19 protein-coding genes are annotated in these 22,221 nt (G+C 69.3%); 9 read left to right on the top strand and 10 right to left on the bottom strand.

The window, feature by feature from the left end; genetic code table 11:
• Both KBW98_RS06990 and KBW98_RS06985 read left to right on the top strand, forming a co-directional pair.
• Positions 1-473 (top strand): hypothetical protein (locus tag KBW98_RS06990; RefSeq protein ID WP_211519404.1); only part of this gene is annotated, 473 nt, incomplete at its 5' end.
• A 61-nt stretch (positions 474-534) separates the two neighbouring features.
• Positions 535-834 carry a hypothetical protein gene (locus tag KBW98_RS06985; RefSeq protein ID WP_229429030.1) on the top strand — a complete coding sequence of 100 codons (300 nt, stop codon included), beginning with the start codon at positions 535-537 and terminating at the stop codon, positions 832-834.
• 118 nt (positions 835-952) lie between these two features.
• Here KBW98_RS06985 and KBW98_RS06980 read toward each other — a convergent pair whose 3' ends face one another.
• Positions 953-3,013, bottom strand: coding sequence for a diguanylate cyclase (locus KBW98_RS06980; RefSeq protein WP_211519403.1), 2,061 nt, complete (start codon positions 3,011-3,013; stop codon positions 953-955).
• Between the two features lie 245 nt (positions 3,014-3,258).
• On the opposite strand from KBW98_RS06980, the gene KBW98_RS06975 reads away from it, so the two are divergent.
• The 3 genes from KBW98_RS06975 to KBW98_RS06965 all read left to right on the top strand — a co-directional run bounded on the left by KBW98_RS06975 (position 3,259) and on the right by KBW98_RS06965 (position 6,554).
• Complete coding sequence (locus KBW98_RS06975; protein ID WP_211519402.1) at positions 3,259-4,140, top strand: ABC transporter ATP-binding protein; 882 nt, start codon at positions 3,259-3,261, stop codon at positions 4,138-4,140.
• Complete coding sequence (locus KBW98_RS06970; RefSeq protein ID WP_211519401.1) at positions 4,137-5,705, top strand: hypothetical protein; 1,569 nt, start codon at positions 4,137-4,139, stop codon at positions 5,703-5,705. Before KBW98_RS06975 ends, KBW98_RS06970 begins: the two co-directional genes overlap by 4 nt.
• 81 nt (positions 5,706-5,786) lie before the next feature.
• Positions 5,787-6,554: a DUF2243 domain-containing protein gene (locus tag KBW98_RS06965; RefSeq protein WP_211519400.1), complete on the top strand. Its 768-nt coding sequence runs from the start codon at positions 5,787-5,789 to the stop codon at positions 6,552-6,554.
• 119 nt (positions 6,555-6,673) lie between these two features.
• On the opposite strand, the gene KBW98_RS06960 is transcribed toward KBW98_RS06965, so the two are convergent.
• The 7 genes from KBW98_RS06960 to KBW98_RS06930 all read right to left on the bottom strand — a co-directional run bounded on the left by KBW98_RS06960 (position 6,674) and on the right by KBW98_RS06930 (position 13,499).
• Positions 6,674-7,366 (bottom strand): YafY family protein, encoded by a 693-nt coding sequence (locus KBW98_RS06960; RefSeq protein ID WP_211519399.1) that lies wholly within the window; start codon positions 7,364-7,366, stop codon positions 6,674-6,676.
• Positions 7,363-7,977, bottom strand: a complete 615-nt coding sequence (locus KBW98_RS06955; RefSeq protein WP_211519398.1) for an alpha/beta fold hydrolase — start codon at positions 7,975-7,977, stop codon at positions 7,363-7,365. The genes KBW98_RS06960 and KBW98_RS06955 overlap by 4 nt, the downstream gene beginning before the upstream one ends.
• A 118-nt stretch (positions 7,978-8,095) precedes the next feature.
• A complete protein-coding gene (locus tag KBW98_RS06950) occupies positions 8,096-8,662 on the bottom strand; it encodes a hypothetical protein (protein ID WP_211519397.1) in 567 nt (188 codons plus the stop codon).
• Complete coding sequence (locus tag KBW98_RS06945; protein ID WP_211519396.1) at positions 8,659-9,114, bottom strand: hypothetical protein; 456 nt, start codon at positions 9,112-9,114, stop codon at positions 8,659-8,661. Before KBW98_RS06945 ends, KBW98_RS06950 begins: the two co-directional genes overlap by 4 nt.
• Positions 9,115-9,181: 67 nt before the next feature.
• Positions 9,182-10,957 carry an ABC transporter ATP-binding protein gene (locus tag KBW98_RS06940; RefSeq protein ID WP_211519408.1) on the bottom strand — a complete coding sequence of 592 codons (1,776 nt, stop codon included), beginning with the start codon at positions 10,955-10,957 and terminating at the stop codon, positions 9,182-9,184.
• 1 nt (position 10,958) lies between these two features.
• Positions 10,959-12,710 carry an ABC transporter ATP-binding protein gene (locus tag KBW98_RS06935; protein WP_211519395.1) on the bottom strand — a complete coding sequence of 584 codons (1,752 nt, stop codon included), beginning with the start codon at positions 12,708-12,710 and terminating at the stop codon, positions 10,959-10,961.
• A gap of 96 nt (positions 12,711-12,806) precedes the next feature.
• Positions 12,807-13,499 (bottom strand): phasin family protein, encoded by a 693-nt coding sequence (locus KBW98_RS06930; RefSeq protein ID WP_211519394.1) that lies wholly within the window; start codon positions 13,497-13,499, stop codon positions 12,807-12,809.
• 216 nt (positions 13,500-13,715) lie between these two features.
• Here KBW98_RS06930 and KBW98_RS06925 point away from each other — a divergent pair, with 216 nt between their 5' ends.
• The 4 genes from KBW98_RS06925 to KBW98_RS06910 all read left to right on the top strand — a co-directional run bounded on the left by KBW98_RS06925 (position 13,716) and on the right by KBW98_RS06910 (position 17,178).
• A complete protein-coding gene (locus tag KBW98_RS06925) occupies positions 13,716-15,008 on the top strand; it encodes an amidohydrolase family protein (RefSeq protein WP_211519393.1) in 1,293 nt (430 codons plus the stop codon).
• A gap of 62 nt (positions 15,009-15,070) precedes the next feature.
• The gene (locus KBW98_RS06920; RefSeq protein WP_373888916.1) at positions 15,071-15,598 is read left to right on the top strand and encodes an N-acetyltransferase family protein; all 528 of its coding nucleotides are present in this window, start codon (positions 15,071-15,073) and stop codon (positions 15,596-15,598) included.
• A complete protein-coding gene (locus tag KBW98_RS06915) occupies positions 15,595-16,119 on the top strand; it encodes a GNAT family N-acetyltransferase (RefSeq protein WP_211519392.1) in 525 nt (174 codons plus the stop codon). The genes KBW98_RS06920 and KBW98_RS06915 overlap by 4 nt, the downstream gene beginning before the upstream one ends.
• 75 nt (positions 16,120-16,194) lie before the next feature.
• Complete coding sequence (locus KBW98_RS06910; RefSeq protein ID WP_211519391.1) at positions 16,195-17,178, top strand: diacylglycerol kinase family protein; 984 nt, start codon at positions 16,195-16,197, stop codon at positions 17,176-17,178.
• Positions 17,179-17,184: 6 nt separating this feature from the next.
• Here KBW98_RS06910 and KBW98_RS06905 read toward each other — a convergent pair whose 3' ends face one another.
• Positions 17,185-20,082, bottom strand: coding sequence for an esterase (locus KBW98_RS06905; RefSeq protein WP_211519390.1), 2,898 nt, complete (start codon positions 20,080-20,082; stop codon positions 17,185-17,187).
• Positions 20,079-21,929 (bottom strand): glycoside hydrolase family 13 protein, encoded by a 1,851-nt coding sequence (locus tag KBW98_RS06900; RefSeq protein WP_211519389.1) that lies wholly within the window; start codon positions 21,927-21,929, stop codon positions 20,079-20,081. The genes KBW98_RS06905 and KBW98_RS06900 overlap by 4 nt, the downstream gene beginning before the upstream one ends.
• Positions 21,930-22,221: the final 292 nt, after the last annotated feature.

The following is a 22,221-nucleotide window of genomic DNA, read 5'->3' as shown; positions in this document are numbered from 1 at the left end:
CGGCGCACCGGCCGTCCGGACGCCGGCCGGTGCGCCTGCGCTGGTGGGCGCTGGCCCTGGGCGTGCTGTGGCTGGTCTGGCTGGTCGCCAAGCCCTCCAAGGCCCTGATCGAGCGCCGCATGGACAAGGCGGTGGCGCTGGCCAAGGAGTGCAAGGCGCGCGAAGCCCAGGACGAGCTGATCGCGCTGCGCGATACGCGCGCGACGGCCGAACAGCTGGCCCAGGTGCAAAAGGGGCTGAACGCCGCCGCCGCGGCCTGCACGCGCGCCGAGCAGCGGCGCGAGGACTGGTTCGAGGCGCGCGGCGCGGTCGAGAAGCTGCTCAAGGCCTCGTCCTACGACAAGGCGCGCACGCGGCTGGCCGCTTTCACGCGGCGCTGGGGCGAGGACGAGCAGACCCGCGCGCTGAAGCGCCGCATCGACGAGGGCAAGCGCGAGCATCCGCTGGCCGACCCGGCGCGCGGCGGACGCTGAGCCGGCGCGGCGCCGGCGGCGGGTGTATGCTGGAGTTCAGGTTTTTTGCGAGGAGAGGAACATGAAGACGACCATGGTGGGCACGCTGCTGGCGCTGGCTGTGTCGGCCGCGCTGGCCGGCTGCGGCCGCGGCGAAGACGACATCGGTCCGGCGCAGAAGGCCGGCAAGGCGCTGGACGAGGCCGGCGCGCGGGTATCGGATACGGTGCAGGACGAACTGGAGAAGGCCGACCGCGCGGCCGAGGAAGCGCGCGAAAAGGTCGAGGACGCGACGCGCGACGCCAGCCGCGGGCTGGACCGGGCAAAGGACCAGATCGGCAAGAAGGTCGAGAAGGCGGGGGAGAAGCTGCAGGACAAGTAGGGTGGGCGGGTCTCCCGCCCACGCGGGGATAGGTAGCGGTTCCGTTATCGCGTACGGTCCGGTAGGCACCGGTCGAACGCGTCGGCGGCGCAGCCCCCGCCCCTACGTTGCATGCCCATCACGCGCTGGCGATCCGCAATTCCTTCCACTCCCCCAGCACCACCGACAGATCGACCTGTCCGGCGCGCCAGGCGCGCTCGAGGTTCTGCTCGATCTCGTCGATGCAGGCCTTTTCCGGATCGGCGAAGCCGCGCACGCCGTAGGCGCGGTTGCGGCCATGCGACTTGGCCAGGTACAGCGCCATGTCCACCAGGTTCACCGCCCGCTCCCAGGGCAGCACCTGGCCGCCGACCATGATCGGGTAGGGCGCATAGCCGATCGAGACGTTCACCGCCAGCTCGCCGTCGCCGTAGGGCACGCGGATCGAGGCAATGCCGTTGAGGATGCGTTGCGCCACCTCGTCCAGGCCGCCGCGCGGGATGATCGGCAGGTAGGCCAGGAATTCCTCGCCGCCCCAGCGCACGATCATGTCGGTCTCGCGCAGGATCTCGCGCAGGCCGGCCGCGATCGCGCCCAGCACCGCGTCGCCGGCCGCATGGCCGTGGCTGTCGTTGATGTGCTTGAAGTGGTCGACGTCGAGCAGGAACAGCGCGCCGGTCTGCTCCTCGCCCAGGTCGCCCGGGCCGCCCGGCAGGCCGCGCATGAATTCCAGGAAGTGGCGGCGGTTGTACAGGGCGGTCAGCGGATCGCGCACGCTTTGCTGCTTGAGTTCGCGGTTCTTTTCGTGCAGCGCCGCATTGGCGTGCCGCACCTTGCGGTACAGCAGGCCGACCACGGCCGAGGCCAGCGCGAACACCACGGCCAGCAGCCACCAGACGCGCTGCTGCAGGCGGCGGTTGTCGAGTTCCGCCGACTTGGTCTGGTTTTCGCTGCGCAGCAGCTCGATCTGGCGCTGCTTCTTGTCGGCTTCGTACTTTTCCTGCAGGTCGATCACGGCCTGCTGGCGGCGCTTCTCGAACAGCTCGTTCGAGATCTTGCGCTCGCGGTGGTAGGCGTGCAGCGCGCCCGCCAGGTCGCCGGCGCGTTCCAGCGCCGCGCCGTATTCGACCAGCACCACCTGCAGTTCCGGCTTGTCGCCCAGGTCTTCGTAGCCTGCCAGTCCGGCCTCGATGTGGCGCTTGCCCTCGAGCAGGCGGCCCAGGGCCATGTAGGCCTGGCCCAGGTTCAGGCGCGCCGTGATCTCCAGGCCGCGGTCGTTCAGCTTGCGCGCCGCCTCGATGGTCTGCTCGGCGTAGTTGGCCGCGTTACGGTAGTCGTGCAGCTTCAGGTAGCAGTCCGACAGGTTCACCAGCGAATAGGCGACCATCGAGTGGGCGCCGATCTTGCGTTCGAGCGCGATCGCCTCCTGCAGCGCCTTGAGCGCGCGCTGGTATTGGCGAGCCTCGATCGCCAGGCCGTATTCCGTGTCCTTGAGCGTGGCCATGCGGCCAGGGGAATTCGTCTTCAGCGCCGCCGCGGTGGCTTCTTCCAGCACCTTCAGGCCCGCTTCCGGATCGCGCAGCATGCCATAGAGGCTGGCGAGCGAATTCAGCGCCATCACGATCTGCACCGGGTCGCCGCCCTGGCGCGCCAGCGCCGCCGCCGTCTGCAGGCGGTCGAGCGCGGTCGGCAGGTTGCCTTCCTCGCCATAGGTCTCGCCCGAGGAGATGATGGTGCGCAGGCGCAGGTCGAAGTCCTTGGTGGTCTTGGCCAGCTGCTCCGCTTCGCGGATCAGGCGGTGCGATTCGGCCAGGCGGTGCTCGCCCGACTCGATATACCCCATGCGCAGCAGGCCCTTGGCCAGGGCCACGGTGTCCTTCTGGGCGCGGCCGAGCGCGATCAGCTCGTTGGTGGTGGCCAGCGCGGCCTCGTTGTGGCCCAGCACGTATTGGGCGGAGGCGAGCTGGTTCAGGAATTCGGCGCGCTCGGCCAGCGGCGCGGCGCGGCCTTCGGCCTCGATCGCCTGCAGCATCGGCAAGGCGCGCTCGGGGACGAAGCGGTTGACTTCACGAATGTCGGCCAGGCGCTCGCCCAGCGGCGTGCCGTCGGCGGCGCCGGCAAGCGCCGACGCGGCGCACAGCGCCGCAGCCAGCGCGAAGCTTCGGGGACGCGCGAATGCGCGGTGCAGGGCAGCGAACATGGATCAGGTCTCGTGGCGCCGGGAGGATTCCGACGAGTTTGGTTCAAAATATTATAGGCCTGTTGCAGAGGAGAAATTCCGATTTCTCATTAATTGTCACAAAAATGACACATGCATGGCGTCCGCCACGCGCATCCGGCCGGCGCCGCCGCTCGGACCGCGTTTTCGACCGTCCATCACAAAGGCCGGGCGGCGCGAAGTTGCTTGATTTACAGTGTTTCCATCTTAGACACGGTGAGGTGGACATGCTGGAACTGCGCGCGGTAGCAAAGACCTTCGGCAAGGGCGTGAAGGCGGTGGACGGGGTGAGCCTGCGGCTGGAAAAGGGCGTGGTCGGCCTGATCGGCCATAACGGCGCGGGCAAGACCACCCTGATGCAGATGATCGCCACCCTGACCCGCCCGAGCAGCGGCCAGATCCTGTGGAAGGGCGCCGACATCGCGCGCACGCCCGACGCCATCCGCCGCACCCTGGGCTACTTGCCGCAGGACTTCGGCGTCTACCCGAACCTGAGCGCCCTCGAATTCATGCAGTATTTCGCGGCGCTGAAGGGCGTGCGCGACGGCGCGCGCATCCGCCACCTGCTCGAACTGGTCAACCTGCACGACCAGGCGCACCGTCCGGCGGCCTCGTTCTCGGGCGGCATGCGGCGCCGGCTCGGGATCGCCCAGGCGCTGCTGAACGACCCCGACATCCTGGTGGTCGACGAGCCCACCGCCGGCCTCGATCCGGAGGAGCGCATGCGCTTTCGCAACCTGCTGGCGGAATTCGGCTTCGGCAAGCTGGTGATCATCTCCACCCACATCGTTTCGGACGTCGAAAGCATCGCCGGCGAGCTGGCGATCATGCGGTCCGGCCGCCTGGTCGCGCACGAGACCCCCGACGCGATCCTGGCGCGCGCCCGCGGCCAGGTCTGGAGCGCCAGCGTCGCCGCTCTTGACTACGAGGCCCTGCGCGGACGCGTGCACGTGCTGCAGGCCCAGCGCCAGGGCGAGCGGGTCGCGCTGCGCATCGCCCACCCCGAGCTGCCCTGCGCCGGCGCGCATGCGGCCGAACCGAGCCTGGAAGAAGCGCTGATGGCGCAGCGCTACGCCTTGCAAACCGAGGCCGAGGCGGAGGCGGCATGAGCGCCTACCTGGTCTGTACGCTGGCCGCCTGCGAAGCGCGCCTGCGGCTGCGCCGCCTGTCGACCCTGGCGGCGCTGCTGGCCGTGATGGCGGTGAGCTGGGCCATGATCGAGGATCCCGCCGGCGGCAAGGTCCTGATCGCGCTGGACGGCGCGCGCGTGCTGTACACCAGTTCCGCGCTGGCGATGGGCAGCGCTACCCTGGCCGGCGTGCTGTTCGGCCTGGCCGGCTTCTATCTGCTGCGCGGACGCAGCGCCGAAGACCTGCGCAGCGGCATCGGCGGCGTGATCGGCGCCACCCCGGCCGGCAACGCGGCCCTGCTGGCCGGACGCTGGCTGGGCGGCGTCGCCTACCTCGGCATCCTGGTGTTCGCCTTCATGCTCACCATCCTGGCCTGCCACCTGCTGCGCGGCGACGGTCCGATCCAGCTCGCGGTCTACCTGCAGACCTATGTGCTGGTGCTGGGCCCCATGGTGCTGTTCGCCGCCAGCTGCGCGCTGCTGTTCGACAGCTGGGCGCCGCTGATGGGCAAGGCGGGCGACCTGCTCTACTTCTTCATCTGGGTCGCCACGATCGCGACGGGCCCGCAGATGATCGAGGAAGGCAAGGCCGCCGCGCAGGTGCTGCCGCTGGCCATGGCCTTCGACTTCATGGGCATGGGCCACGCCATGGCCGCCCTGTCGCAGTACGCGGACACGAGCGCGATGGCGATCGGCAGCATGCCCTACGACCCGAAGCTGCCGGTGCGCGAGTTCCCGCAATGGCTGTGGTACGACGGGCTGGTGCGCAGCCGCGCCCTGTCGGCCCTGGCCGCCATGCTGCCGCTGCTGCCGGCCCTGCCGCTGTTCCACCGCTTCTCGCCGGACCGCGTCAAGGCCGGCAAGGCGCGCGAGCGGCGCACGCCGCTGGCGGTCCTGAATGCCTGGCTGCGTCCGCTGTCGCGCCTGGTCCAGCCCTTGTTCGGCCTGGCCGCGCGCCTGCCCGACGCGGCGGGACAGGCCCTGGCCGACGTCGCCCTGGCGCTGGCTACGGCGCCGGCCGCGATCGCGGCGCTGGGAGCGGCCCTGGCGGCGGGCCTGGTGCTGCCGGCCGACACGCTGCCCGGCCTGGTGCTGGCCTGCGTCGCGTTCTGGGGCGTGTTCGTCAGCGACACCGCCACGCGCGACTTCAGCGCCGGCTGCGACGACCTGGGCGCGGCCGTGCCGGGCGGCGCGAACCGCCGCTTCCTGCGCCAGTTCCTGGCTTCCATCCTGCTGGGCTGGATGTTCATGGGCATCCCGGCGCTGCGCTGGCTGGCGGACTCGCCGGAACGCGCCGCGGCCGTGGTGGGCGGCGTGGTGGCGCTGGCCGCCTTCGCCGCGCTGCTGGGCCAGCTGAGCCGCACACCGCGCCTGTTCCTGGGCCTGTTCCTGTTCGGCCTGTACGTGGCGGTGAACGCACGTGACAAGCCCATGCTGGACATGGTCGGCTTCAACGGCGCCGCCACCGCGCAGTCGGTCACCACCCTGCTTGCCGCCGGACTGGCCGCGCTGGCCGCGGGCTACGCCTGGAGCCGGCGCCGCTGACGGTCCTGTCGCCAAGGCGGCGTCGCCGCCTTGGTGCGCGTCCTATACTGCCTCCTCGCGCACGATCGAAGAGGGGATGCGATGTGGAAATCGAGCTGGGCAAGATGGGCGGCCGCGCTGGGCTTCGCGCTCGGCGGCTTCTTCGACGGCATCCTGCTGCACCAGGTCCTGCAGTGGCATCACCTGCTCAGCCTGGTGCGCGGGATCGATGACCTGCGCACCCAGGTGCTGTGGGACGGCTACTTCCACCTCCTGATGTACGCGGTCGCGCTGGCCGCCCTGTGGGGGCTGTGGCGCGCCCGCCAGGGCGCCGGCGTGGCCTGGGGCTGGCCGCTGGTAGGCGCGGTGCTGGTCGGCTTCGGCGGCTGGCATGCGCTCGACGCCGTGCTCTCGCACTGGGTGCTCGGCATCCACCGCATCCGCATCGATAGCGATGCGCCCTTGCTGTGGGACCTGGCCTGGCTGGTCCTCTTCGGCCTGCTGCCGCTGGTGGCCGGCTGGAAGCTGATGCGCCGCGGCGGACCGGAACTGCGCGGTTCGGCCGCCGCCATGCTGCTGGTGAGTGTGGCCACCGGCGCGGCGTGCGCCTGGGCCGCGCTGCCGCCCGCCCTCGATTCGCAAGTCGCCACGGTCGTGTTCCGGCCCGGCGCGGCCCCGCGCGATGTCTTCGCCGCACTCGACGCGGTCGACGGCCGGCTGGTGTGGAGCGACCGCGCAATGGGCGTGATCGTGGCGGCGGTGCCGCCGGCGCGGCGCTGGGAACTCTACCGCCACGGCGCGCTGCTGGTGGGCGGGACCGCCGCGCCGGCAGGCTGCGTAGGGTGGACGGCTTTGCCGTCCACGCGGTGATAGGTAGAGGCTCCGCTTTCGTGCGGGATGATCTTGCCGCAAACTATCACCGCGTGGACGTTTGTAATTCAGGCCACTGGCCTGAATTACCCCGTCCACCCTACGCGCCAACAATCCGCTCAGGTGAGATCGGGCACGCCGCATTCCTCGCGCCATTGGCGCAGCAGTTCGTGGCGCGGGGTCGGATAGCGATCGGCGCTCGATTCGGCCTGCACGATGCGGTCGACGCGGAAGTGGCGGATGGCGCCGCGCAGCTCGCACCAGGCGGCCAGCACGCGCCGTCCCTGGAAGAAGGCCAGCGCAAACGGCCATACCAGGCGCTCGGAAGGCTTGTGCTGCTCGTCGCGGTAGGCGATGCGCAGCTTGCACTGGCTGCGGATCGCTTCCCGCGCCGGCTGCATGAACAGGTCGGGCAGCGCTTCGGCGGGCGTGACCGGCACCCACAGGCTGGTCTCGGCCATGTGGTCGCGCAGGTCGCGCGGCGTGGCGGTGGCGATCTTGGCCAGGGCCCGCTCGGCGGCCGTGCTTAGCGCGGCGTCGCCCTGGTGGCGCACCCAGCGCGCGCCCAGCACCAGCGCTTCCAGCTCGTCCTTGTCGAACATCAGCGGCGGCAGGAAGAAGCCGGTGCGCAGCATGTAGCCGACGCCGGCCGAGCCGTCGATCGGCGCGCCCAGCTGGGCCAGGGCCTGGATGTCGCGGTAGATGGTGCGCTCGGAAACGCCGAGCCGCTCGGCCAGTGTGCTGGCGGTCACCGGGCGGCGGTTGCCGCGCAGCGCGTCCATCAGCTGGAACAGGCGTCCGGTGCGGCTCATGGACGCGCCGCCAGGTGGCGGTCGATGAGCGGCGCCACCACGCCTGCAAAGGCGCAGCCGAGATCGTGGCCGCCGCCGGGAATCACTTCCAGGCTGGCGCGCGGCAGCAGCGCGGCCAGGCGCCGGCCGGCGGCGACGGGACTGACCGGGTCCGCATCTCCCCACAGCAGCAGGGTCGGGATGCGCAGCGCGGCCAGCCTGGGCGTGAGGTCCTCCTGGTAGCTGGTGAACCAGTCCGGCAAATCCGGATGGGCGGCTCGGATCGCGGGGCGCCAGTCCTGCGCGCCGAAGCTGGAGGGCGGCATGCCGCCCGAGGTCGCGGACAGCACCAGATGGGTGAAGCGCTCGGGCTGGCGCAGCGCGGCCAGCAGCGCGACCACGCCGCCCATCGACTGGGCGACCAGCGCGCTCGGCCGCTCGACCTCGGCGAGCAGCCGGGTGGCCAGGTCGTCCAGGCCGCGGATGCCGGGCTGCGGCGCGGCGCCGCCGAAGCCGGGCCAGGCCACATGCACCTGCGCGGCGGGGCAGGCCAGCAGGGCGGCGGCCGGACGCCAGAATGCGGCGTTGCCCAGCGCGCCGGGGAGAAAGAACAGTTGGCTCGGTGTGTGCATGCGCAGGATCATCAAGGGGCGGGCGTGGATCACCCCCTAGTGTAATTGCCGCGCGGCCGGGCCGCAAAACGCCACTTGGGGGAGAGCGTCCCCGGCGCGTGGCTTCAGCCTGCGGGCGTCAGCGCCAGAGCGCCTTCCACCAGCTGGTCTTGCCGCGCAAGTCCTTCAGCGCCGCGAAGGGGATGGCGTCGAACATCGCGTCGTCGTCGTCGTGCCGGAAGCCGCCGTATTCCTTGGCCAGGATCAGCGGGATGTCCATGTGAAAGTGGCCCTCGAAATGCTCGCTGTCCATCGCTTCGACCGTGGCCAGCAGCTCATGCAGGCGCCCGGGGACCTCGCCCTTGTAGAAGACGCTCTCGGGGTCGTCGTCGCTGTCGTAGGTCACGGCCCACAGCTGGCGGCCGTCGCGCCACAATGCGCAGGCCGCATAGCCCACGTGTTCCTCGACGTCGCAGGATAGCGCCTGGCAGCCGATCGACAGCCTGGCCATGCTGTCGGCGGCCAGGATGCGGTGTTCGCTGCCGCGCGCCGCCACCAGGAAGGCCTGCTGCGGCAAGGGGTGGGCGACGATGCCCTCGAAGGGATAGCTGCGCTCCTCGTCCGTCTGCGCCAGTTCCAGCCTGGACAGGATCTCTTCCGGCGCCAGGCCCTTGACGCTCACCCATGACAAGGCGATGCCCATCACGCGGACCTTTCCTGAAGGTGGCGGCGCCGCTTCCCGGTGGCGAGGAAGGCGGCCGCGAAGCCGATGCCGGCCAGGCCCCAGACCACCGAGGCGCTGATGTCGAAGGTGGTGCGCAGTGCGGGATGATTGATTGCCAGCGGCACGACGACAAGCGCCCGCAGCAGGCACAGCGCGGCGATCCCCGCCAGGACCGGCCGCAGCAGGGGCAGGCGGCGCAGCAGGCCGAGGGCCGAGCAGGCGTAGGCGGCGCACACGCCCATCAGGGCGGCGATCCCCACTGTGCTGGTGGGCGCGAGCCAGGTGCCGGCCCGGGCGGAGGCGACGATCTGCGGCGGCGCGCCGAAGAAGGCGTACCAGGCCGGCCCACCCGCGATCGTGGCCAGGTGAATAGCCACGCCGAAGACTGAAATCGCCGCCGCCAGGCGGATCCACCATTGAGATGTCGTGTTCATGACGACAGCATAGCGAATCCCGTGCGCTGGAAATGCGCGGTTTGTCACATGCACAAGGTCCGCTGCCTCACTGGGCCGCGATCTGCTGCAGCAGGTAGAGGCGCTGGTACAGCCCGCCCTCGATGCGCATCAGCTCCTCGTGCGCGCCGGCTTCGGTGATCCGGCCGTGGTTCAGCACGATAATGCGGTCGGCGTCGCGGATGGTCGAGAGCCGGTGCGCGATGGCGATGATGGTCACCTGGCCGCGCAGTTCCTCCAGCGCCTGCTGGACGATCTGCTCGGTGGCGCTGTCGATGCGCGAGGTTGCCTCGTCCAGCAGCAGGATGCGCGGTTCGCCGGCCAGGGCGCGGGCGATCGCCACCAGCTGCTTCTGGCCCGAGGACAGGCGCGAGCCGCCTTCGCCCAACTGGGTCTCGTAGCCGTGTTCCAGGGCGGCGATGAAGCCGTGGGCGTGCGCCGCGCGCGCCGCGGCCTCGATGCGATCGAGCGGCAGGCCGCGGCCCATGTCGATGTTCTCGCGCGCGCTGGCCGCCAGGATGAAGGGATCCTGCGGCACCAGCCCGACCTCGTTGCGGAAGCGCTCGTTGCCGATGGACGCCAGCGGCAGGCCGCCGATCTCGATGCTGCCCTGGTCCGCCGTGTAGTAGCGCAGCAGCAGCGAGAGCAGGGTCGACTTGCCGCTGCCGGTATGGCCGACGATGCCGAAGAAGGCGCCTTGCGGGATGTCGAGCGAGAGGTCGTGCAGCACCGGCTGGCCCGGCACGTAGGCGAAGCCCAGGTGGCGCACCCGCACCGCCGGTGCATGCGGATCGGCCGCGGCGCCGGGACCGGCGCGCCCGGGCGCGTGTTCCGGCGCACCTTCCTCGTCGAGCAGGGCGGCCACGCGCGAGGTGGCCACCACCGCCTGCTGCAGGCCGCTGAACTGCATGGTGATCTGGATCAGCGGCTCGACCACGCGCGCGATGTAGCTGATGAAGGCGTACAGCACGCCCACTTCCACCGCGTTCATCTGGCGCTGGCCGAAGCCGTAGATGACCACCGCCAGCAGCACCACGTTGAGCAGGTCGAGTGCGGGGCGCAGCAGCAGGGCGTTGGCGCGCAGTTCGGCTAGGCGCGCGGTGTAGTGTGAGCGGTTGGTGTGCAGGAAGCGCTCCCCGAAGCGCAGTTCCGCGTTGCTGGCCTGCAGGACGCTCATGCCGCCGATCGACTCGGCCATCTGCCCGTTGATGTCGCTGCGCAGGGCGCGCGCCTTCGTTACCGCCGGCGCCGACAGGCGCTGGTAGAGCCAGACGATGCCCAGCACCGCCGGCACCAGGGCCAGCACGATCAGCATCAGGCGCCAGTCCAGCCAGGCCATGGCGATCATGGTGCCGACCAGGACGATGCTGCTGTCGAGGATAACGAACAGCACCTGGATGTAGAGGGTCTTGACGGCCTCGGTGTCGTTGGTCACGCGGCTCACGAGCTGGCCGGTGATGGCGCGATCAAAAAAAGCCATGGGCAGGCGTAGCACGTGGCCGTAGACCCATTCGCGCAGGCGCTGCACCGAGCGCATCGCCACGCCGGACAGGCGCACCAGCTGCAGGTAGCGGATCCAGGACGACAGCCAGCCGGTCACCACCAGCCCGCCCAGCAGCAGGGCCATGCGCGGCCAGTCGAGGGCGCGCGGCAGCAGGTGGTCGTCGATCAGGGCCTTGCCCATGATCGGGCCGACCACTTCGAGCAGGGCGGCCACGCTCAGCCACAGCACCGCCCACCAGACGTGGCGGCGTTCGGGATCGGCGGCGCGGCGCAGCAGGCCGAGCGCCCGCTTCGCCTGGATGCGCATGTCGGCCGCGGGCATGTCAGCTGGCTTCAAGGCTGGCCTCCAGTTGCTGGTAGCGCCACTGGCTGGCGTACCAGCCGTCGAGCATCAATAGTTCGTCGTGGGTCCCGGACTCGACGATGCGGCCGTCGCGCAGGACGACGATGCGGTCGGCCCCGGCCACGGCCGACAGGCGGTGGCTGGCGATGATCGCCGCACGTTCCGGCCGGGCCTGGCGCAGCGCTTCCAGGTGTTCGAGGATGCGGGTTTCGGTGCCGGTGTCGACCGCCGACAGGGCGTCGTCGAGCAGCAGCAGGGCGCTGTCGGCCAGCAGCGAGCGCGCGATCGCCACCCGCTGGCGCTGGCCGCCCGACAGGGTGATGCCTTTTTCGCCGACCGGCGTGTCGTAGCCGTGCGGGAAGCGCAGGATGTCGTCGTGGATCGCGGCCATCTTCGCGGCCTGCTCGATCTCCGCGCGCGAGGCGCCGGGACGGGCCAGGGCGATGTTCTCGGCGATCGAGGCCGAGAACAGGAAGGATTCCTGCGGCACCCAGCTGGTCGCCGCGCGCAGCGCAGTCAGGCGATACGCTTCCAGGGGCTGGCCGGCCCACACGACGCGGCCCGCCTGCGGCGTGGCCTGGCGCAGGAGCACGCGCAGCAGGGTCGACTTGCCGGAGCCGGTCGGGCCCACCAGGCCCAGGGTCTGGCCCGGCTGCAAGCTGACCGAGACATGGTCCAGCGCCGGCTTTTCCTGTTCAGGGTAGGCGAAGACGACGTCCTCTAATTTCAGGGGACCCTTGCCGACCGCATCCAATGTGCCTTTGTCCTCGACGGTGAGCGGCGCGTCGAGCAGGGGCTGCAGGCGCGCCAGGCCGGCGCGGCCGCGCTCGACCAGCGACAGCACCCAGCCGGCCGCGAACATCGGCCAGATCAGCTGGCCCAGGTACATCGAGAAGCTGGTAAGGGCGCCCACCGTGAGTTCGTTGTTCCACACCAGGTAGCCGCCCAGGCCCAGGGTCAGGCCGGTGGCGGCGGTCAGGGTCAGGCCGACCGCCGGTTCGTAGGCCGCTTCCCACTTCTTGGCGTCCAGGCTGGCGCGCGAGGCGTGGCCTGCCAGCTCGGCGAACTGCGCGGCGCTGCGTGCCTCGAGGCCGAGGGCGCGCAGGGTGCGCACGCCGGACAGCGATTCCTGCACGTGGTCGTTGAGCGCGGAGAAGCGCTTGAGGGCGTCGGCCTCGGCAGTGTGGATGTGGCTCGAGATGCGCCAGAAGGCCAGCGCCATCAGCGGGAAGGGCAGCAGGGCGATCGTGGCCAGGCGCCAGTCCACGCCGAGGGTCATGATCCCCAGCACCATCACCAGGGTCAGGGTGCCGTCGAAGCCGGCCAGCATCGCTTCGCCGGCCGCCATCTCGATGGCGTCGATGTCGTTGGTGGCCAGGGCCATCAGGTCGCCGGTGCGCTGGCGCTGGTAGAAGGCCGGACCCTGGTTCGACAGGCGCGCGTACAGGCGCGTGCGCAGCTCGACGCCCAGGTTGTAGGCGGCCGAATACAGGCGGATGCGCCAGCCCACGCGCAGGACGTAGATCGCCACGCCCAGGCCGAGCAGCTGCGCCAGGCCGACCAGCAGCGCGCGCTGGTCGAGGCTGTGCGCGGCCAGGCCGTCGATCAGGGCGCCGACCTTGCGGGGAATCAGGACCGTGCACAGGGCCACCCCTGCCAGCATCACGGCCGACGAGGCATAGGATTGCCAGTGCCGGCGCACGAAGTCGCCGATCAGCCTTGCCAGACTCATTGAAATTCCTTGAATGCTGCCCGAAAAACAAAAGCGGGCCGAAGCCCGCTAGTGTAGTAGGTTTGCAAGTCCGGCGCAGCGCCGCTTGCCAGCCGCTTATTTCCTGCGCTTGTTGCCCTGCACCTGTGCCGGTTCGATCTTCGGCAGCGCCACGGCCTCGGTCCCGGGGACCGGCGCCGACAGCGGATGCGGCACCACGGCGGCCTTTGGCAAGCCCTTGCCGGCGGCCTTGGCGATCGGCTTCGGTGCGGCCACCGGGGCCGGCTCGTCGACCGCGAAGATGGGCTCGGCCACCACGGCCGGTTCCTTCGATTCGACGTGTTCCTGGACGTAGGCGGCCAGCTGTTCGTTTTCGTCTTTTACCTGTTCCACGACGGCGTCGGCCACTGGCTGCTCGGCCGCGGCGACGAATTCAGGGCTGACAGCGGCAGGCTCGGCCTGCGGCGCCGGCAGCGCGGCCGGGGCCGGCGACGAAGGCACCAGGTAGGCTGGTGGAACCTGCGTACCGCTGGCAATGCTGAACAGTTCGCGGCCATAGGCGAACAGGCTGCGGAACTGTTCCTCCGCGTGGCTGCGCAGGGCCAGGATGTCCTGCGGGCCGGTGGCGCTGAACAGTTCGCGCACGGCTTGCGAGGAGCGCTCGACCGAGTCGCGCGAGGTGGAGAGGTTCAGGGCGAGCACCCGGCCGGCGTTGTCGAGCGCCTGCCTGGTAACGGAACGGAACAGGGAGAATTGCGCCTCCAGCTGGGCGGTGCGTGCTGCGGTCAATTGCTCGGGAAGTGAAGTCATGTGATTTCCTTGTCGGTCAAATTATGGCGCACTGCAATATAACTAGTGTATCCACGATTTGCCGGTGTTGCAACGCACAATCGCAAACCATTTTACGTGGGTAATATTGCGCAGCAGCATCAGTTTTCGCTGTGCATGATTTCAAGTTCAGCTCTGCTGCAAAATCGCTACAATCGACTATCCCAAGAGAGGGCTATCCCAAGAGAAGGAGTGCGCATGGATCTCGTGATTCGCAACGCTACTTTGCCGGACGGCAGGACCGGCATCGACATCGGCATCGACGCCGGCCGCATCGCCGCCCTCGAGGAACGGCTTGCCGCCCATGGCGCGCAGGAGATCGACGCCGAAGGCGACCTGGTCAGCCCGCCCTTCGTCGACGCCCACTTCCACATGGACGCCGTGCTCAGCTACGGCCTGCCGCGCGTCAACCGCAGCGGCACCCTGCTCGAAGGAATCGCACTGTGGGGCGAACTCAAGCCGCAGCTGACCCAGGACGCCCTGGTCGAGCGCGCCATGCGCTATTGCGACTGGGCGGTGGCGCGCGGGCTGCTGGCGATCCGCACCCACGTCGACATCTGCGACGACCGCCTGCTGGCGGTGGAAGCCCTGCTCGAGGTGCGCCGCCGGGTTGCGCCCTATCTCGACCTGCAGCTGGTGGCTTTTCCCCAGGACGGCATCCTGCGCAGCCCGGGCGCCTTCGACAACCTGCGGCGCGCCATCGCCATGGGCGTGGACGTGGTGGGCGGCATCCCGCACTTCGAGCGCACCATGGCGCAAGGGGCGGAGTCGGTGCGCCTGCTGTGCGAGTTCGCGGCCGGGCAGGGCCTGCGCGTGGACATGCACTGCGACGAGAGCGACGACCCACTGTCGCGCCACATCGAGACCCTGGCGTATGAAACCCAGCGCCTGGGCCTGCAGGGCAGGGTGGCGGGTTCACACCTGACCTCGATGCACTCGATGGACAACTACTACGTGAGCAAGCTGCTGCCGCTGATCGCGGAAAGCGGCGTGGCGGCGATCGCCAATCCGCTCATCAATATCACCCTGCAGGGACGCCACGACACCTATCCCAAAAGAAGGGGGATGACGCGGGTGCCGGAACTGCTGGCGGCCGGGGTCGACGTTGCCTTCGGTCACGATTGCGTGCTCGACCCCTGGTATGGTATGGGCTCGGGCGACATGCTGGAGGTGGCCCACATGGGCCTGCACGTGGCCCAGATGACGGGGCTGGACGCCATGCGCCAGTGCTACCAGGCGGTGACGGAGACCCCGGCGCGCATCCTCGGCCTGGAGGGCTACGGCTTGCGGCCGGGCTGCCATGCCGACCTGGTGGTGCTCGATGCGGGCTCGGCGGTGGAAGCGATCCGGCTGCGCGCCGCGCGCCGCCTGGTGCTGCGCCGCGGCCGGGTGGTGGCCGAGGGGCCGCGTGCGCGTGCGCGCCTGATCTTGCCTGAACGCCCGGCGGCTGTCGATTTCCGCCTGGAATCACGATCTGCGCACGATAGGTGAAAATCCCGGCGGTTTGGGGCAGAATAGGCGGCTTTAGCAATTGCCAACCTTCCCCGACCGCCGTGAAAGACATCCAGATCCGTCCCGCCCAGGAAGCCGACTTCGAGGCGATGTGGAGCATCTTCTGCGCCCACGTCGCCCAAGGTGAAACCTATACATTTACGACCGCCACATCGCGCGAAGCCGGCCACAGTTACTGGCTCGGTCCAGGCGTGCGCAGCTACGTGGCTTCCCTCAACAACACCCGCCTGCTGGGCATGTACCGCCTGGTGCCGAACCAGGCGGGACGCGGCCACCACGTGGCCAACGCCTCCTTCATGGTCAGTCCTTCCGCGCAAGGCGTGGGCGTGGGCCGCATGCTGGGCCAGCACAGCATCGACGAGGCGCGCCGCCAGGGCTACCTGGCGATGCAGTTCAACCATGTGGTGAGCACCAACACCGCCGCCATCCAGCTCTGGAAGCGCCTCGGCTTTTCCATCGTCGGCACCCTGCCCAAGGCCTACCGCCACAAGCGCCTGGGCTATGTGGACGCCTACGTGATGTACCAGCTGCTGCAGGACCCGGACCACTGGCCGACGGCGGACGAATGATGGAAGTCCTGCGCACCGAACGCCTGCGCCTGCGCACCCTGCGGGAAGAGGACGCCGATTTCTACCTGGAACTGGTCAACGACCCGGCCTTCATCGAACACATCGGCGACCGCGGCCTGCGCACCGTCGAGGATGCGCGGCGCGCCCTCCGCGAGGGTCCGCTGGCCATGCACGCGCTGCGCGGCCATTCGCTCTACCTGGTCGAGCGGCTCGAGGATGGGGCGCCCGTCGGCCTCAGCGGCCTGATCAAGCGCGACAGCCTGGACGACGTCGACATCGGCTATGCCTTCCTGCCGCGCTACCGCGGCCTCGGCTATGCGCTGGAGGCGGGGCATGGCGTCGTGCGGCATGCGCGCGCGCTCGGCATCCCGCGCCTGGTCGCCATTACCACGCCAGGCAACGCGGCATCGATCGGGCTGCTGCTCAAGCTCGGCCTGCGTTTCGAGCGCCAGGCCAGCCTGGCGCCGAGCGAGCCGCCGGTCAACGTCTACCTGGCGGACCTGGCGGCCCTGGAGCGCTGACGGGTCGCGCGTCGGGCCGAAGGCGGCGATGTTAGGATGGCATCGTCGCCAACCATCGCACAATCCGATCATCCGATGCCAATAGCCGAGCTCGCTTCCAACGCGCCCTTCTTCATCGTCCTCAACGCCGGTTCCGGCCATTCCGAGACCGAGCTGCGCCGTTCGACGATCGAAGAGGTGATCCGCGGCGCCGGGCGCAGTTGCCACCTGGAGGTGGTCGAGGAACCCGAACGCCTGCAGGACATCGCGCGCGGCATGGCGGCGCGCGCCAGGGCGGATGGCGGCATCCTCGTGGCCGCGGGCGGCGACGGCACCATCAATACCGTGGCGCACGAGGCGGTATTGGCCGGCTGCCCCTTCGGCGTGCTGCCGCAAGGAACCTTCAATTATTTCGGCCGCACCCACGGCATCCCCGAAGACCTGGCCGAGGCCGTCTATTCCCTGCTGCGCGCGCGCATCGAGCCGGTGCAGATCGGCATGGTCAACAACAAGATTTTCCTCGTCAACGCCAGCGTCGGCCTGTACCCGAAGCTGCTCGAGGAACGCGAGCACGACAAGCGCCAGTACGGCCGCAGCCGGGTAGTCGCCTTCTTCTCGGCGATCAAGACGGCCCTGCGCCCGCACCGCCACCTGCGTATCGAGCTGGAGCTGGACGGCCAGGTCAAGCGCCTGCGTACCACCACCCTGTTCGTCGGCAATAACCGCTTGCAGCTGGAACAGGTGGGCATGGAGGGCTTGACCGAGGCGGTGGAGGAGGGCGAGCTGGTGGCCCTGGCGCCCAAGCCGATGGGCAAGCTGGGGTTGCTGGCCCTGCTCATCCGTGGCGTGTTCGGCAAGCTCGGCAGCGGCGACGTGGTCGCCTTCGCCTTCAAGCGCATGACGGTGCGTACGCCACGGCTGTACGGGCGCAAGCGCCTGAAGGTGGCGACCGACGGCGAAGTGAGCAAGATGCCGATGCCGCTGGAATTCCGCGCGGTCGAGGGCCAGCTGGCCCTGCTGGTGCCGGGACGGTCGCGCATGGCGGTCCGTCCCGTCGCCGGCGAGGCCGAGGCGCTCTGACGCGCCTTACCGCACCCGGGTCAGGCGCAGGCCGTGGATGTCGAAGCGGTTCGACGGGCCTTGCGTGCCCCCCGCGGCGCTGAAGCTGCTATTGCTCTCCAGGTAGCTCATGTTGTAGAAGTCGCTCAGCTCGGCCCGGTAGCTGCCGGCCGCCAGGGTCGCGGCCAGCGGCGTCGAGTACACCGCCGGGGTGTTCGCCTTGGCCAGCGGCGCATGCGGCAGCTGGATCACGCCCTGGGCCACCACCTTGCCGCGCGCATCCTTCAGGCTTAGCCACTTCACGCCGCCGCTGATGCCCAGGTTAACCTGGTTGGCGGCGTTGTGATAGCGCAGCTGGACCTGGTAGCGGCCCGGCTGCGTCACCCGGATGCGCTCGACGGCGAAGCGGTCGTCCGGCCGGCCCCAGTTGGCCAGGTGCGGTGCGGCGAAGCGCGCGTTCGGCGGGCTCGCCTTCAGGTTCGACACGATGCGCGCGTCCGGCACGGTAATCTCGATGCCGGGATCCATGCAGCGCGGCTGGCTGTGGTGGCTGGTGTTTCCGGAATCCGCGAAGCGCGCCTCGACCGCGTAGCAGGAGGTGGCGCCGGCGGCGCGGTCGGTCCAGCTGCCGGCAGGCAGATTGTCCGCTACCAGCTTGCCGTCGCGGTAGACCTTGTAGCGCACGTCGCCGCTGCCGCCGCCCTCGAACCGTAGCGTGGCGCGCCCCTTGGCGGCTTGCAGCGCCGTGATGACGGGATCGCGGGGCGCGAAGGTGGCGCTGGATTCCAGGTAGGGATCGGCGTTCACGCGGCGGATGCCGCCCCGGCTCGGCTGCAGCTGGCCCAGCACGATCTCGACCTGGTTGCTGTCCTGGAGTTCGGCCAGGCGCAGGCTTGCCGCGGCCGGCTTGCCGTTGACCAGGATGCGCTCGACCGCGTAGTAACCGTCCTCGCGGCTGGCCGCCGGCAGCCGCAGGCGTACGTCGATGCGGCGGCCGTGCAGGCGCAGGTCGTGCAGGCTGATCTCGTTCGAGGCGCTGAACATCTCGCGGCGCAGCTTGGCCGTGACGAAAGGCTGGAGCGTGAGGCCGTCGTCGGTGGCGGCGACGCCGAACACGTTCTGCACCACCATGCCCAGGTAGGCGCCGACCGACCACAGCTGGCGCCTGGAATTGATGACCGGCCCGATCAGGGACGGGTTCCTCTCGTCCAGCAGCAACGGCTGGCCGGAGAGCCATTCCAGGTTCTCCATGTTCGACATGTTCAGGGCCGCGCCGCGAGTCAAGGAATCGTAGGCCGCATCGGCCACCAGCGCGTTGCCGCCCTGGACTGCCGCGCGCAGGCCGTAGGCGGTCACGAAGGGCCACAGCGCGCGGTTGTGGTAGACCGGCATGCCTTGCTGCTGGGGCCAGATCACGGGCGGGCCCATCGGGCCGTGCGGATAGCGCGCCAGGATCGATTGGGCTCTGGCCTCGTCGGCCACGCCGCTGACGATGGCCAGGGCCTGGCCGAGCCAGTCGAACTTGTGCATCGGCGCGCCGTCGAAGTGGGCGGCGGTGAGGCTGCTGTACATGCCGGCATCGTCCAGCCACAGGCGCTCGTTGATGGCGCGCTTGAGGGCGTCGGCCCAGTCGTCGTAGCGCTGGCCGCGCGCCGCGTCATGGTGCTCGCGCGCCAGGCGCGCGGCCAGGCGCAGGGCCTGGTAGTGGCCGACATTGGTCGACAGGGCCTTGCTGCTTGCCATCGAGGCCAGGTCGCCCGGGATCCAGGCGGCATAGCTCTGGTCGCGCCAGTCGAGGAAGGATTGCTCGCCGGTGTACAGGCCGCTGGCCGCGTCGAAGGCGGCGATGCGGTCGTTTTCCAGCGTATTCACCAGGGCCTTCAGGGCTTTCCGGGCAAAGGGAGCACGTTCGGCGGCGGGCAGGGTGCGCAGCACCTCCTCGGCCGCGAAGGCCCAGGTGACGCGGTCCGTGCTGACCGGCCAGCTGCCGCCGCTGCCGGTGTCCTGCACGATCTGCAGGCCATCGATGCTGCCGGCCACCTGCGGCGCCTTGGCCACGCCGGTGCGCCAGCCGGACAGCTTGAAGTCGAGCGAGTTGCGCACCCGGCGCGGATCGAGCAGGGCCAGGCCCAGGTCGGCCGCGTAGGACAGGTCGCGCGTCCACACGTAGTGCCACTTCTCGCCGGTCTCGAAGCAGTCGCAGGGCACCGGGGCGCCGCCGTTGTAGTTGCCGTCCTTGATCTGGCTGACGGAATCCAGGCGCATCTCGGCGCCGGCCAGGGCGAACAGGGCGTCGAAGGCCAGGTTCCCGCTGCGCACGCGCGGCAGGCCGGCCTGCTCGCTGTATTCGCTGGACTGCGGGCCGGGGTCGCGCAGGCTCATGGTGGTGGAGTGCGCGTAGCGGCGCAGTTCGGCGCCGGCGTCCGGCGTCGAGAAGCGCGCCGTTTCCTGCTTGCCGTCCCAGGTGGGCCAGCTCAGGGAGGCGAGGGCTACGCGGCCCGCGTGCGGGTCGGCGGCCGGTCCGGCCTGGGCCGTCTCCAGGCGCTCCACGCGCAGCCTGGGCGCCTTGGGGTCCTTTGTATCGACGGTGAAGCGGTAGGTGCCGGTCCGGCGCACGAACAGGTAGTCTTCCGGGCCGGCTTGCGTTTCCAGCGCATAGGCCGTGCCGGGAGCGACGGTCACGCTCTTGCTGGCATCGAGCACCCATTCCGCGCTCCAGTCGCCGCTGCCGACCTTGAAGGCGTGGTTGCCGGGGCTGACCAGGATGTCGGCCTGGTAAAGCCCATCGCCCTTGTGGACCAGGGCGTTGTCGGTGCCCCAGCCGTTGAAGGCGCCGCGGATGTAGAGTTCGCGCGGCGCATCGGCCTGGGCGAACGCGCTGCCACAGGCCAGCAGGGCGGCGAATGCAAGCGCGTGGGGCTTCATGGCGCCACCTGCAATTCGAGGATGATGGCGGAGCGCGCCGGCAGGCGCAGCTCGCTGCGCAGGTCGTAGGCCTTGCCGCTCAGGACATCCCGCCCCGAGGACACGCCGCCCAGCATCTCGTGGAAGCGCTCGACGCCGAGGATCATCTCCTTCGGGTTGTTGTTGAAGGCCACCAGCACCTTGCCGCTGTCGCCGTAGCGGAAGTAGACCCAGGTGTTGTCGCGCGGACCGTAGTGCATCAGCTTGCCGTGATGGATCAGCGGCTGGCCCTTGCGCCAGTTGACCAGCTTGCGCACGAAGTCCTGCGCCTCGCGCTGGCGCGGCGTGAGGCCTTGCCCGCTGAAGGCGTCGACCTTGTCGCCCTGCCAGCCGCCGGGGAAGTCGGTACGGTAGCTGGCGTCGTTGCGCTCCTTGGTGGCGCTGGTCTTGAGGATCTCGTCGCCGGTGTAGAACTGCGGGATGCGCGGCATGGTCATGGTGAACACCAGGTCCATCTTGAACTTGTCCAGGTCTTCGCCGACCACGCTGTACAGGCGCGCCAGGTCGTGGTTACCCGCGAACAGGACCAGGTTGCCCGGCTCCGGATACAGGTAGTCGAGCGACAGCGTCTCGTAGACTTCGTTGAACACGTTGTGGCCGTCCTTGGCCGCCAGGGCGTTGCGCATGGCCTCGGCCAGCGGAAAGTCCATCAGGCTCGGGGTCGAGGCGGTGTAGCCGTCGAAGTTGGCCTTGCCGCGCTGCCAGCGCGCCACCACCGGCACCTTGGTGCTCCATTCCTCGCCCACCAGGTTCAGCTTCGGGTACTCCGCCATGATGCGCCTGGTGTACTCGCTGAGGAAGGCGCTGTCCGAGTAGCCGAAAGTGTCGATGCGCAGGCCCGCCAGGTTCGCGTACTCGATCCACCAGATGTTGTTCTGGATGAGGTAGTTGGCCACCAGGGGATTCGACTGGTTCAGGTCCGGCATGCTCTCGACGAACCAGCCGCGCGTGAAGTTGTCGGCGTCCTCCTTCGAGGCGTAGGGATCCTGGACCGCGGTGCGGTGGTGGGCGGTCGGCACGAACTTGCCGCCGTAGTTGACCCAGTCCGGCGTCGGCAGGTCCTTCATCCACCAGTGGCGGCTGCCGATGTGCGACAGCACCACGTCCTGGATCAGGCCGATGCCGCGCGCCTTCGCTTCGCGCGACAGGCGCACGAAGTCCTCGTTGCTGCCGTAGCGCGGATCGATGCGGTAATGGTCGGTGGCCGCATAGCCGTGGTAGGAGTAGGCCGGCATGTCGTTCTCGACCAGGGGCGTGGGCCAGAGCTGGGTGAAGCCGAGGCCGGCGATGTAGTCGAGTTTTCCGATCATGCCCGCGATGTCGCCGCCGTGGCGGCCGCCGCCGTTCTTGCGGTCCAGCTTGTCCGCCATGGCGGGCAGGCTGTCGTTGGAGGGATCGCCGTTGGCGAAGCGGTCGGGCATGACCTGGTAGATCGCATCCTTGCTGCCGAAGCCCTGGCGGCCGGCGGACCCTGGCGCGCGCGCCAGCAGGCGGTAGGCATGGGTGGCCGTGCGGCCGGCGCCGCTGAAGCGGATCTCGAAGCTGCCGGGCTTCGCGTCCTCGCCCACGACCAGGTCGATGAAGAGATAGTTTTTGTTCGGCACCCGGGTCACTTGGGCGATGCGCACGCCCGGATGGGCGAGGGCGGGCTCCAGTTCGGCGATGCGCTCGCCGTGGACCATCAGCTGCAATTGCTTGTTCTGCATGCCGGTCCACCAGAACGGCGGCTCCATGCGGTCGATGGCGGGCGCCTGGGCGTGGGCGGCGAAGCAAGCGCCGAGGAGGAGGGTGGCGAGGAGCTGTCTCATGATGGATGGGCCGATCCCGCCGGTTTGCCCTATCCCGTAGTCAGACTACAACCGCAGTGCAGGCAAAGATGCGGAACAGAATGCCGCGCGTTGTTGTGTTGCCATGAGAATACTATAGAAACGCGGGCGTCTCAAAACTGCAACACCGCCAGAAATCTAGTCAAAGTACATGTTAGCGAACAACAAGAAATGTTCGCTAGTTTGATGGCAAACATTTCCCTCATTTTATGCACTAAGGGAGTGCAAAAACATAACAAAGTGCAATTAAATGGCGCATTTGTAGTCGTACTAC

It is taken from the genome of Massilia sp. ST3 (genome assembly GCF_018119405.1).
Taxonomy (GTDB): Bacteria; Pseudomonadota; Gammaproteobacteria; order Burkholderiales; family Burkholderiaceae_D; genus Telluria.
Note: the sequence above shows the minus strand (reverse complement) of the source record. Positions and strands in the feature narration are given on the sequence as shown.